Genomic DNA, 14419 nt, shown 5'->3' with positions numbered 1-14419 from the left:
TGAAGTTTTATAAAAACATAAAATGCATTTTTTCTGCTCTAATGATACTGATGGGTTCAGTATCATTTGCACAGGAAATAGTCGTTCACGATCCCGTCGTTATCAAACAAAAAGGTACCTATTATTTGTATTGCACCGGTAACGGAATCAGTGTTTTTAGTTCGAAAGATTTAAAAAACTGGAATCCCGAGCCGCAGGTTTTCAAAGACAAGCCTGTTTGGGCAGATGGTGTTGCGGCCGATTTTAAAAATCATATTTGGGCGCCGGATATTTCATTACATAACAATGTTTATTATCTGTATTATTCGGTTTCGGCTTTCGCCAAAAATACGTCGGCGATTGGTGTGGCGACCAATACAACATTAGATCCAAAAGACAAAAAATACAAATGGGTCGATCAGGGAATCGTGATTCAATCGCAACCCAATCGCGATATGTGGAACGCCATTGACCCGAATTTAATTTTCGATGAAAACAATACGCCGTGGTTATCATTTGGTTCTTTTTGGGAAGGATTGAAACTGGTAAAACTAAATCCCGATTTAAAATCGATCGCCCAGCCACAAGAATGGCACACGATTGCAAAACGAAAAAGAACTTTCGAATTACCGGATGCAGACCCGGGCGATGGTGCGCTTGAAGCTCCTTTTATCTTTAAGAAAAACGGTTATTACTATCAGTTTCTTTCTTGGGATTTATGCTGCCGCGGAGAAAAAAGTACTTATAAAGTTGTTGTTGGAAGATCTAAAAATGTGATAGGACCTTATGTCGATAAAGACGGAAAATCTTTAAACGAAGGTGGTGGAAGTATCGTAGTTCAGGGCGATGAGAGTTACTTTGGCGTAGGCCATAACAGCGCTTATACGTTTGACGGAAAAGATTATATTTTCTATCACGCTTACGAAAAGAAAACCAACGGAACACCAAGATTAGTCGTTAAAGAAATGCTTTGGGACAATGATTTATGGCCCGTTTTAAAATAGAATATTCAAAATAATGAAAAAATATACCTTCCATATCCTCACGATTTTTCTATCATTTTTGATTTTTGTGTCCTGTAAAGAAACCAGAAATGATGTCGTGCAATCGAATAAAACATCGGCCTTAAAAGCGGGTTACGAAATAGAACCGGTCAACATTCAAAATGTAAAACTGACCGATTCTTTTTGGTTGCCTATTATAAAAAGAGTGCAGGAAATTACGATTGCATACGCCATTCAAAAATGTAACGAAGAAGGTCGATTCGAAAATTTCTTAATTGCAGGAAAACAAAAAACAGGAACAGTAAGAGGAGAAATGCCTTTTGATGATACCGATGTTTATAAAATTATCGAAGGCGCGTCGAATACTTTAATTAGTGCACCAAATCCAAAACTTGAAAAAGTATTAGATTCCTTGATTGCCATTGTAAAAATTGGTCAGGAAAAAGATGGATACCTAACAACCTGGAGAACCATAAACCCTGCAAAACCACCAGCGCCTTGGGTTCCGGTTATTGAAGGAAAACGTTGGGAATCATTACAAATTAGCCACGAATGCTATAATGCAGGACATTTGATCGAAGCTGCTGTGGTACACTATGAAGCAACCGGAAAAAGAAATTTCCTTGATATTGCCATCAAAAATGCCGATTTATTGGTAAAAACTTTTGGCGACAAACCAGGTCAGGTAAAAGGAGTTCCGGGACATCAGATTGTAGAAACAGGTTTGATCAAGTTGTATCAAATTACCGGAAAAGAAGATTATCTAAAACTGGCAAAATATTATTTAGACAATCGCGGAAATCCTAATAATCATAAATTATATGGCGAATATGCGCAAGATCATATTCCGGTAATACAGCAAAATGAAGCAGTTGGTCACGCCGTAAGAGCTGTTTATATGTATGCGGGAATGACAGATATTGCCGCCATGACAAAAGACAAAGGTTATACCGATGCTGTGAATAATTTATGGAACAATATGGTAAACAAAAAAATGTACATCACTGGCGGAATTGGTTCAAGACACGACGGAGAAGCTTTTGGAAATAATTACGAATTACCAAACTTAACCGCATACAACGAAACCTGCGCTGCAATTGGCGATGTATATTGGAATCACAGATTGCATAATCTTACCGGTAAATCGCAATATTTTGATGTGATCGAAAGAACGATGTACAACGGATTAATCTCCGGAATTTCGTTAGACGGAAAAGAATTTTTCTACCCAAACGCCTTAGAATCTGATGGCGTTTTTAAATCGAACAGAGGATCTTGCACACGTCAGGCTTGGTTTGACTGTTCTTGCTGCCCAACGAACTTAATCCGATTTGTGCCTTCGATTCCGGGTCTTATTTATTCGAAATCAAAAGACGCGCTTTATGTCAATTTGTACGCTTCAAACAACGCCTCTTTCAATTTAGGAAAAACTGATTTACAGATTTCTCAGCAAACCGGATATCCTTGGAACGGAAAAGTAGATATCTCGGTTAACCCGAAAAAACAAAGCCAATTTACAATCAAATTGAGAGTTCCGGGTTGGGCAAGAAATGAAGTTTTACCGGGCGATTTATATTCTTATAAAAAAGCTTCGACTCAAAAAGCAACAGTCAATTTAAACGGAGAAGTTTTAGCCATTCAGCCACAAGACGGTTATTTCACCATTACCAGAAATTGGAAAAAAGGAGACAAAATCAATCTTAATTTCCCAATGGAAGTTCAGGAAGTGGAAACAAATGCCAAAGTTGAAACCAACAAAAATAAAGTTTCTTTAGAATACGGACCGATAGTTTATGCTGTTGAAGAAGCTGATAATAAAACCAATTTCGATAAAATAAATGTAGCATCAGGAGATACTTTCAAAGTAAAAAAAGAACCTAATTTATTGCAAGGCGTAAACGTCATCGAAAATTCAAAATTCAAAGCGATTCCTTATTACAGCTGGTCAAACCGAGGTGTTGGGAAAATGAAAGTTTGGTTGGATTATAAAGGGAATTAAGAATATAGAACAAAGAGTAAAGAACATAGAATAAAGCACATAGAATAAAGCACATAGAATAAAGATAATGCCACAGATTAAAGGATTAAAAAAGATTAAAAAAAAGTTCCGAAGGAACGAATCATATTGTAGAGATGGATTTCAATCCGTCAGACGCATAACATAAAAAATATCCACTCCCGATAGCTATCGGGATAAAGGATTAAAAAGATTAGAAAAAAATCTGCTCGATCTGCAAAATCTGCGAGAGAAATATTTAAACACATAGAAACATAGATTTCTAAATAAATAAAAAAGAGAATAAAACAAATCTGGATTTGCACACATAGCTATGTTTGTTTAGATAAATGAAATGCCTTTTTTAAGAAATCAAAAGCTATGTTTCTATGTGTTAAAAATTCAAAGTTTAGAAAATAAAAATCCGTTTTTATCTGCGTTTTCACTTTAGTGAATCAGTATCATCCGCGTCCCATAAAAACACAAATAAAATAAAAATGAAGTCCAATTTAATTACAAAAATTACCCTTTGCGGTTTGATGCTTAACGGCTTTTATGCTTCGGCACAAAAAAACAATCTTCAGGTAGACGCTGCAAAAACCGTTACCAAAATTCAGCCAACAATGTACGGAGTGTTTTTTGAAGACATCAATTTTGCTGCTGATGGAGGATTATATGCCGAAATGATCAAGAATAGATCCTTCGAATTTGAAGCACCAATGATGGGTTGGAACGAACCCAACAGCGACAGACACAAATTAAACCTTCAATCCGGAATTGCCAATATCATTCAGTATTCGCAAAAAGGGACCAATCATAACTATTGCAGAGTTACTGTAAATGATGCCAATGGTTATGAATTGATCAATGAAGGTTTCAGAGGAATGGGAATCAAGAAAGACCTGAAATATAATTTGTCATTGAAAGCATCAAAATTATCTGGAAATGTTTCTAAAATCAAGATTCAATTTATTGATAAAAGCAAAAAGGTTTTAGGCGAAACCTCGATTGTTCCAACAGCAAAAGACTGGACCAGTTATACGGCACAATTAACCGCAACGGCAACAGAAGCAAAAGCGCAAATTAAAATCACTTTTGAAGGAAGTGGAGTAATCGATTTAGATCAGATTTCGCTATTTCCGCAAGATACATGGAAAGGCAGAAAGAACGGAATGCGTGCTGATTTAGTACAATTATTATACGATTTGAAACCAGGATTTTTACGTTTTCCGGGCGGATGTATTGTAGAAGGAAAAACGCTGGCATTGCGTTACCAATGGAAAAAATCGATTGGAAATGTTGAAGACAGAGAAACCATGATCAACCGTTGGAATACCGAATTTGCGCATAAACCTGCACCGGATTATTTCCAGAGTTTTGGATTAGGATTCTATGAATATTTCCAACTTTCTGAAGATATTGGCGCTTCACCATTACCTATTTTAAGTTGCGGAATGGCGTGCCAATTCAACACAGGAGAATTGGTACCAATGGACCAATTAGATCCTTATGTACAAGATGCTTTAGACTTAATTGAATTCGCAAACGGAGATCAAACTACCGCTTGGGGAAAAGTGAGAGCGGATATGGGACATCCAAAACCATTTAATTTAAAACATATCGGAGTTGGAAATGAGCAATGGGGACCAGATTATATCGAGCGTTTCAAAGTATTTCAAAAAGCGATAAAAGACAAATATCCAAACATCATTATTGTTTCGGGAACAGGACCATTTCCTGACGGAGATTATTTTGATTACGGCATGAAAGAACTTAAAAAACTAAATGCTGAAATTGTAGACGAACATTATTATAAAGATCCGGCCTGGTTTCGTAAAAACGTGACACGTTACGATAATTATGACCGAAAAGGACCAAAGATTTTTGCAGGAGAATATGCAGCACAAAGTGTAGCGATTGCAAGTCCGGATAATAAAAACAACTGGGAATGTGCTTTTTCTGAAGCAGCTTTCATGACCGGAATGGAGCGTAATGCTGAGGTAGTTCACCTGACATCGTATGCGCCGTTATTGGCTCACGTAGAAGGCTGGCAATGGACTCCGGACATGATTTGGTTCAACAATTTACAATCCTACGGAACGCCAAATTATTATGTTCAGAAATTATTCTCTAATAATAAAGGAACAGATTTAATCAACATTACAAAAGACGGAAAAGCCATTACAGGACAAAACGATTTGTTTGCATCTGCAGTAAAAGATGTGAATTCTAAAGAATTAATCCTGAAAATTGTGAACGCTTCTGCATCGGCACAAAATGCTTCAATTAATGTAAAAGGAGCAAAATTAGAGACAAAAGGAACGGCAATAATCTTAAAAGGTGACGGAATAAATGATGAAAATTCTTTTGAATCTCCAACTAAAATTAGCCCAAAAGAAAGCGAATTTAAAGTAAACGGAAACAAGGTTCAATATGATTTTCCGGCTTACTCAGTTACCGTTTTGAAGATAAAGATGAAATAATCGCAAGATAATAAATGTAAAATCAACGTTTGTTTTCTGTTTTTATTCTAAACGACTGTTTTGATGCATTATTTGCAAAAATTAAGAGGCTTATTTTTATTAAGTGTTTTTTGTACACTTATAAAATATTTATATTTATATTTGTCATTATTATAAAATGAATTTCGAATGAAAAATTACGTTATAGGATTGGACTACGGAACAGATTCAGTTCGGGCGATGCTAATAGATACTGAAAATGGGCAAGAGCTGGCATCCAATGTTTCTCATTATAAAAGATGGAAAAACAAGCAATATTGTGACGCGGCTGCAAATCAGTTTCGTCAACATCCATTAGACCATATTGAAGGTTTAGAAATCACCATTCAAACGGTTATAAAAGAAAGTAAAGTCGATCCTTCGCAAGTGCGCGGAATCTGTATTGATACTACAGGATCTTCTCCTGTGCCTGTTACGAAAGAAGGAATTCCGTTGGCCTTGACAAAAGGTTTTGAGGAAAATCCGAATGCGATGATGGTACTTTGGAAAGATCATACTTCGATAAATGAAGCAAACGAAATCAACGAACTGGCGGTAAGCTGGGGCGGGGAAAACGTAACCAAATATGTAGGCGGAATTTATTCATCAGAATGGTTTTGGGCAAAAATCCTGCACATTGCCAGAGAAGATGAAGCCGTTCGAAATGCAGCGCACACCTGGATGGAGCACTGCGATTTAATGACCTATTTATTAATAGAAGACAAAGATTTAAAAACCTTTAAAAGAAGCCGTTGCGCAGCAGGTCATAAAGCGATGTGGCACGAAGACTGGAATGGGCTTCCGCCAGTGGAATTCTTAGAAAAATTACATCCATATTTAGCAACACTTCGTGGTAATTTATATGATGAAACGTATACATCAGATGTAGTTGCCGGAAATCTAAGCAAAGAATGGGCAGATCGTTTAGGACTTTCTACAGATACAGTTGTAGCGGTAGGAACTTTCGATGCACACTCTGGAGCTGTTGGAGCTAAAATTGGAGAAAATACTTTAGTTCGCGTAATGGGAACTTCGACTTGTGATATTTTGGTAGGTTCAAAAGAAGAAGTAGGAACCAAAACCGTTCGCGGAATCTGCGGACAGGTTGACGGATCTGTAATTCCGGGTTATATTGGTTTAGAAGCCGGACAATCTGCTTTTGGAGATTTACTGGCCTGGTACAAAGAATTATTGCTTTGGCCAACAGATCATTTATTAACCGCTTCGACTGTTTTAAATGATGCTCAAAAAGAACAATTAAGAGAAGAATTCAGCGATAAATTAATTGTAGAATTAACCAAAGAAGCAGAGAAAATTCCAGTTTCAGACAGTCTTCCAATTGCTTTGGATTGGATTAACGGACGTAGAACTCCAGATGCCAATCAGGAATTAAAAAGCGCGATTTCAAATCTTTCTTTAGGAACAAAAGCGCCACATATTTTTAAAGCTTTAGTAAACGCAATTTGTTTTGGAGCGAAGAAAATCGTGGATCGTTTTGAAGAAGAAGGAATAAAAATCGACAGTGTTATCGGGATTGGGGGCGTTGCCCGTAAATCTCCTTTTATCATGCAGACTTTGGCAAACGTCTTGAACAAGCCAATTAAAATTGCAGCTTCAGACCAAACTCCAGCTTTAGGAGCGGCGATTTATGCAGCAGTTGCAGCAGGAATTTATCCGAATGTAATTGAAGCAAGCCAAAAAATAGGAAGCGATTTCGACGGAGAATATTTCCCTCAATTAGACAAGGTAGCAGCATATCATAAACTGCTTTTGGCATACGATCAATTAAGTGCTTACGAAGATCCAACTATTAAAATTTCGCAACATGAGTTCTCTTTATAAAGATTTAAAACAGGAATGTTACGAAGCCAATATGCAATTGAATGCATTGAACTTGGTCGTATATACTTTTGGGAATGTAAGTGCGGTAGACAGAGAAAATGGTGTTTTTGCCATTAAACCAAGTGGCGTTCCGTACGAAGATTTAAGACCGGAAGATATTGTTATTGTCGATTTTGATAATAATATTATCGAAGGAACAATGCGTCCGTCATCCGACACTAAAACGCATGCTTATTTATATAAAAACTGGCCAAATATTGGAGGTGTTGCGCATACACACGCCACCTATTCTGTAGCCTGGGCACAATCACAGCGCGATATTCCAATCTTCGGAACCACGCATGCGGATCATTTAACAGCTGATATTCCGTGTGCTCCGCCGATGGCAGATTCACTTATTGAAGGAAACTACGAACACAATACCGGAATTCAGATTTTGGATTGTTTCAAAGAAAAAAATCTTTCATACGAAGAAGTAGAAATGGTTCTAATTGGAAATCACGGTCCTTTTGCCTGGGGGAAAAACGCAGCCAAAGCCGTGTACAACAGCAAGGTTCTGGAAGTCGTAGCCGAAATGGCCTATCTGACTTTACAAATAAACCCAAATGCACCAAGATTAAAAGATTCCCTAATAAAAAAACATTACAATCGTAAACACGGAAAAGATTCGTATTACGGACAATAATAATTTTAGATTTTAGAATGCAGATTTTAGATTTTTAGAACCTGCAAACGATTAAACAGTTCAACAATAAACGATTAAACATAATGATAGATATATCTCAAAAAGAAGTTTGGTTTGTAGTAGGAAGCCAGGAATTATATGGTGAAGAAACATTAAGAAAAGTTGCAGAACATTCGCAATTAATTGCAAAAGGATTAGACGCATCATCTAGTATTCCTATAAAAGTGGTTTATAAAGATGTGGTAAAATCTCCTGCTCAAATATTAGATGTTTGTTTAGCGGCAAACACGGCTAAAAACTGTATCGGGATTATTGCCTGGATGCACACTTTTTCTCCGGCAAAAATGTGGATTGGCGGATTGAGTATTTTAAAGAAACCATTATGCCATTTGCATACACAATATAACGCTGAAATTCCTTGGGGAACTATCGATATGGATTTCATGAACCTGAATCAATCGGCACACGGAGATCGTGAGTTTGGTTTTATCATGTCCAGAATGCGTAAAAAACGTAAAGTAGTGGTTGGACATTGGGAAGATCCTCGCGTTTTAAATAAATTAGGCGTTTGGACAAGAGTTGCTCTTGGATGGGATGAACTTCAAAACTTAAAAGTAGCCCGTATTGGAGACAATATGCGTGAAGTTGCCGTTACAGAAGGCGATAAAGTAGAAGCTCAGATTCGTTTCGGAATGTCGGTTAACGGATATGATTCTTCAGATGTTACCAAACATATCGAGAAAGTTACAGAGCAACAATTGAATGATTTATTAGCCGTTTATGAATCTTCTTATTCTTTGACTGATGCTTTAAAAGAAGGCGGAGCGCAAAGAAGTTCATTAGTAGAAGCAGCAAAAATAGAATTAGGTTTAAGAGCTTTCCTTGAAGAAGGAGGTTTTGGAGCCTTTACAGATACATTTGAAAACCTTGGAGTTTGGAAACAACTACCGGGAATTGCAACACAAAGATTAATGGCCGATGGTTATGGTTTTGGTGGCGAAGGCGACTGGAAAACCGCTGCAATGGTTCGTGCCTTAAAAGTGATGAACATAGGTCTTGAGGGAGGAACATCTTTCATGGAAGATTATACGTATCATTTCACTCCACAAAAATCATATGTTTTAGGATCTCACATGTTAGAAATTTGTCCGTCTATTGCAGAGACAAAACCATCATGCGAAGTACATCCTTTAGGAATTGGCGGAAAAGAAGATCCAGCTCGTTTGGTGTTTAATTCACCTGCAGGAGATGCAATCAATGTTTCTTTGGTAGATATGGGAAATCGTTTCCGTTTGATTGTAAACGAAGTGGAAGCTATTAAACCATTAGCAGATTTACCAAAATTACCGGTAGCCAGGGTTTTATGGGATTGCAAGCCAAACCTTGATATCGCGGCAACTGCTTGGATTCTTGCCGGAGGAGCGCATCATACCGTTTACAGTCAGGCCATCACAACAGAATATATGGAAGATTTTGCAGATATCGCCGGAATCGAATTATTGGTTATTGACGAAAAAACAACCGTAAGAGACTTTAAAGATAAGATCAATGCGAACGAAGCGTATTATCATTTGTTTCAACATGGACTTTAATCTAAGGTACTAAGTTGCTATCCCGATAGCTATCGGGAGTAAAGTTTTTTTGTTACTTTTAAGTTTTTAACATCTAACATTTAACCAATTAAAATATCATTTATGAATGTATTAAAACGTTGCGTTTTTGGAATCAGCCTTTTGAGTCTGGCTGCAGTTTCAGTTCAGTGCAAAAGCGATAAAAAAACAGATGCTACAACAGTTTCTTCTGATGAAAAAGCTACGGTTACAATCAAAAAATCTTCTTATGGAACCACCGCAAAAGGAGAAAAAGTAGATAGTTATAAGCTGAAAAACCAAAATGGGATGGAAGTAAATATCATCACTTTTGGCGGAAGAATTACAGAATTGAAAGTACCAAATAAAGACGGTGTTTCTGAAAATGTAGTGATTGGGTTTAATTCTTTAGCACAATACGAGAAAGAAAATCCATTTTTTGGAGCTTTGATCGGAAGATACGGAAACCGAATTGCAAAGGGAAAATTCACTTTAGACGGAAAAGAATATCAATTAGCTATAAATAATGCACCAAATGCTTTGCATGGAGGACCACAAGGCTTTTTTAATGTTGTATGGAAAGCCGATGAGGTAAAATCAGGAAATACAGCTTCTTTAAAATTATCTTATTTAAGTAAAGATAAGGAAGAAGGTTATCCTGGAAACTTACAGGTTTTTGTAACGTATACATTAAATAATGATAACGAACTAGAAGTGCTTTACGAAGCAACTACTGATAAGAAAACAGTAGTGAATTTAACACAGCATTCGTATTTCAATTTATCAGGAGACTTTACAAAAACAATCTTAGATCACGAATTGACTTTAAATGCTGATAAATTAGTTCCGGTTGACGCGACTTTAATTCCAACAGGAAAATTAGAAGATGTTGCCAGTACACCTTTCGATTTTAGAACTCCAAAATTAATTGGGAAAGACATCGAGGTTAAAAACGAACAATTAGAAAGAGGAAAAGGATACGATCATTGCTGGGTATTGAACAATCCTGAAAAAGGAAAAACAATCATTGCAAAAGTATACCACGCAGCAAGCGGAAGAGTGATGGAAATGACAACAGACGAACCTGGAATTCAGTTTTACTCAGGAAATTTCCTTGACGGAACGTTACCAATGCCACAAGGCGGAACGTATGCTCACAGAACCGGACTTTGTCTGGAAACAGAACATTATCCGGATTCTCCAAACCAGAAAAATTTCCCAACTACGGTTTTAAACCCAGGAGAAAATTATAAAACTAAAACTACTTTTAAATTCTCAGTGAAGAAATAGTTTTAGAATCCTGTTTATTAGTTTAGTAATTTTAAAAAACCTCGTAAGTGATGCTTGCGAGGTTTTTTTATTTGTAATTTGTCTAGTCCTGAAAAATCGAAAGGAATGCTTTTGAGGTTTTTTATTTTTCTAGAAATATTTTCGAGATGAATTTGTAGCTTATCCTTCTTATATTTGAAGTTAATTACCTAAATCTAAATATAGAAACTAAAATTATTTAAATGAAAATGACATTAACCAGAAGTAGTAAATTTAATATAGTAATTTCATTTTTAGTTTTTTTAGTTTTTCAATATGCAAATGCACAAATAACATTAACCAATAATATAGGAACAACACTTGTTAAGACTGATATGTACTCTTGTAAGGATGATGAAAGTTGGTCAAGAGTGTTTAAATTATCAGATTTTGGTATAGCACCAAATGAACAATTTATTATTAAATCAGGTCAGATTGGAATTGCTAAATCAGAAGCAGGTTCAAATCTGTTTTTTTCGGTTTATATTGTTGACAATAGATTTCCTGATCTCTTTAATTCCTATTTTGAAAAACCATTACTTGGAACTGGAGGCTTTAAGCCAACGAAAGTTATTGATGGTAATCCGGAAATTGTGCAAATAGATTTCGATAAACCAATTATTGTTCCAGCTGGAATAGAAAGAATTTTGGTAACTGTAAGTAAGCAAAAAGACTACACTAATTATACATCAGCAGAAGTCTTTATTGCTGGAACTGCTCAAGATAAGGGAGATTCATGGTACGGAGGTTGCGAACCTAATCGCCGTTTTACACGTACTACGGATCTAGCTATTCCTGTTCCAGCTGCAAATTTTTATATAAATGTAACTGGTGAGGCATTTAAGTCAAAAAGTACTGGGCCAATAACAAGACTGTCTCATAATGTTTGTGATGATGTAATAGAAACAGCTATACATTCCTGCAGTTCTACTAATATTTATTGGGCAAGAGCATTTACTTTAAAAGATTTTGGAATATCAAATAACGAAGAATTCGTAATTAATTCAGGGCAAGTTGCAATTAATAAAACGGGTTGGCAACCCAATATTAAATTTAATATTTACAAAATAGACAATAATTTTCCAGCTTCTTTTTCCGAAACAAATTTGATAGGAAGTAGTCAGTCTAGAGTACTTCAATATGGTTTAGGTCATGAATCTCAGATTGTACAGGTCGATTTTGATACACCAATAGTAATTCCTGCAGGCGTAGAAAGAATTCTCGTAGAAGTGCACAAAGGAATTGAAGGAGGTGAAGGAGTCGCATTTATAGCTGGTTCAGCACAAGATAATGATGTGTCATGGCAAAGAGGTTGCACAAATTTGTCAGGAGCCGGAGATAAATATGTTTCTACTGCTGATTTTGGATTTCCAAATGCTAATTTTTATATTAATGTAACAGGGAATGTAAAGAATGTCTCTAGCCATTTCGAAATGAATTTTTCAAATATCTGCTCTGAATTTTTAAAAGAATTTAGTGTCGATGATCAGTCAAAAGTAGCTTCAATAGCTTGGAATTTTGGTGATCCGGCTTCGGGAACAACTAATACCTCTACAGATTTATCTCCCTTTCACGATTTCTCAGCAGATGGAAGATATATTGTTACGGCCATAGTTACTGGTAAAGATGGAACTGTAGAAACTTTGTCAGAGATAATTGATGCAAAAGAACCGCCAAAAGCTTACGGAATCAGTAATCTGTATGCATGCGAAAGTATATCCGGCACAGGTATCTCAAAATCTTTTGATGTTTCGACGGTTACACAGCAGTTATTAGGAGGGCAAACAGATAAGGATGTAACTTTTATAGATGGTAAGGGAAATAAATATACTTCATTGCCAAATCCGTTTACGAATATCATTAAAGACAGAGAAACAATAACGGTAAGAGTAAGCCATAAAGATAATCTTTGTTGCTATTCTGAAACTACTTTTGATTTAATTGTAAATCCATTACCCAATTTATCTGTTATTACTGATTTAAATACCTGTGACAATGATACAGATGGTTTTGCTCAATTTAATTTAAAGCCAATAGAAACCTTAATTGTAGGATCTGCAACCAATATAAAAGTTGAATTTTACCATCAAAACGGACAGAAAATAGTAGATCCATTAAATGCAATTTCTAATTTGGTGCTTAAAGAAGAAATAATAAAAGTAAAAGCAATTAATACAGATACAAATTGTTTTAACGAAACAACTTTTAAGTTAATAGTAAATCCGTTGCCGATAGCAAACTCTTTACAAGAGCTTATTGGATGTGATGATAACAACGATGGTATTTCAGAATATTTTGATACTTCGAATGTTGAATCTTCTGTTTTAGGAAGTCAACAGAGTATGAAAGTTTCTTATTTTGACACTAATGGGAATCCATTAATAAGCCCATTACCAAATCCTTATACAAATACGGCTAATAATCAGGAAATAATAACTGTTAGGGTAACGAATACTTTGACTAGTTGTTATACAGAAACATCATTAGTTTTAAAAACAGCTTCACAACCACAAATTAATAAGCCAGCCAATAAATATGCTTGCGATGAAGGTAATGGTTTTGCTAGTTTTGATATGTCAAATTTAGAAACTGAAATTATAGGGAATCAGTCAGGTTTAAAAATAATGTATTTTGACAATAATAGAAATCCATTGCCTGATCCATTGCCAATATTATTTAAAAACACACAATCAAAATCTCAAACAATATATATAAGGGTCGAGAACGAAGCAAATAGTCTCTGTAATTCTGAAACAAGTTTTGATTTAATTATAAATGATTTGCCCAATCTACAGATCGATAAAACTTATTTTTTATGTAATCTGGAACCTTCATTGCCTATAAGTGTTGATAATACTTTAGACAGCTATGTTTGGAAATCTCCCGAAGGCGATATTATCTCAAATACTAATAATGCTAGTTTAGTACATGCAGGAAAGTACACACTTGTAGTTGGAAAAATTGAAAACAATATTTATTGTGAAAATAGTTTTGATTTTGAATTAATACGATCTGTACTTCCAACGATCAAAGAAGTAAAATTTAAGGAATTGTCAGATAACAATTTCATCGAAATTATAGCAGAAGGTTATGGTGATTTTGAATATTCTATAGACGGTATTAATTATCAGGACAGCAATTATTTTTCTGATGTTCAAGGAGGAAACTATATTGCTTATGTAAGAGACAAAGAAGGTTGTGGAGAAGATTCGAAAGAAGTTACTGTAATTGATTACCCAAAATTCTTTACGCCAAATAATGATGGACATAATGACCTTTGGCAAATAAGCGTTATCAAAAAATTTCCAAACTCCAAAATATCAATATTTGACAGATATGGTAAATTATTGAAAGAACTATCCTCAAATGATTCTGGATGGGATGGTTTTTATAATGGAAAAGAAATGTTATCTGATGATTATTGGTTTAGAGCCAACTTCAATAATAAGGTTGTTTTTTCCGGACATTTTGCATTAAAACGATAGAATAAAATTAACCCGATTGGGAATAATAGA

8 protein-coding genes are annotated in these 14419 nt (G+C 35.5%); all 8 read left to right on the top strand.

The annotated features are described in order from the left end of the window. Positions 1-50 precede the first annotated feature (50 nt). Entirely contained in the window at positions 51-983 is a 933-nt protein-coding gene (locus GIY83_RS19225) for an arabinan endo-1,5-alpha-L-arabinosidase (protein ID WP_347349810.1), read from the top strand. A 13-nt stretch (positions 984-996) separates the two neighbouring features. Beyond that, positions 997-2982 (top strand): glycoside hydrolase family 127 protein, encoded by a 1986-nt coding sequence (locus GIY83_RS19220; RefSeq protein ID WP_208682917.1) that lies wholly within the window; start codon positions 997-999, stop codon positions 2980-2982. A 494-nt stretch (positions 2983-3476) separates the two neighbouring features. Next, the gene (locus GIY83_RS19215) at positions 3477-5462 is read left to right on the top strand and encodes an alpha-L-arabinofuranosidase C-terminal domain-containing protein (protein WP_208682915.1); all 1986 of its coding nucleotides are present in this window, start codon (positions 3477-3479) and stop codon (positions 5460-5462) included. Between the two features lie 168 nt (positions 5463-5630). Beyond that, positions 5631-7322 (top strand): ribulokinase, encoded by a 1692-nt coding sequence (locus tag GIY83_RS19210; RefSeq protein ID WP_208682913.1) that lies wholly within the window; start codon positions 5631-5633, stop codon positions 7320-7322. Next, positions 7306-8007 (top strand): L-ribulose-5-phosphate 4-epimerase, encoded by a 702-nt coding sequence (locus tag GIY83_RS19205; RefSeq protein ID WP_208682911.1) that lies wholly within the window; start codon positions 7306-7308, stop codon positions 8005-8007. Before GIY83_RS19210 ends, GIY83_RS19205 begins: the two co-directional genes overlap by 17 nt. 83 nt (positions 8008-8090) lie before the next feature. Then, positions 8091-9599 carry an L-arabinose isomerase gene (araA, locus tag GIY83_RS19200; RefSeq protein WP_208682909.1) on the top strand — a complete coding sequence of 503 codons (1509 nt, stop codon included), beginning with the start codon at positions 8091-8093 and terminating at the stop codon, positions 9597-9599. A gap of 102 nt (positions 9600-9701) precedes the next feature. Next, complete coding sequence (locus GIY83_RS19195; protein WP_208682907.1) at positions 9702-10886, top strand: aldose epimerase family protein; 1185 nt, start codon at positions 9702-9704, stop codon at positions 10884-10886. Between the two features lie 221 nt (positions 10887-11107). Then, entirely contained in the window at positions 11108-14389 is a 3282-nt protein-coding gene (locus tag GIY83_RS19190; RefSeq protein WP_208682905.1) for a T9SS type B sorting domain-containing protein, read from the top strand. Positions 14390-14419: the final 30 nt, after the last annotated feature.

The organism is Flavobacterium sp. SLB02, from assembly GCF_009664855.1.
Lineage (GTDB): Bacteria > Bacteroidota > Bacteroidia > Flavobacteriales > Flavobacteriaceae > Flavobacterium.
The sequence above is the reverse complement of the archived record's forward strand: the minus strand, read 5'-3'. Positions and strand labels throughout refer to the sequence as shown.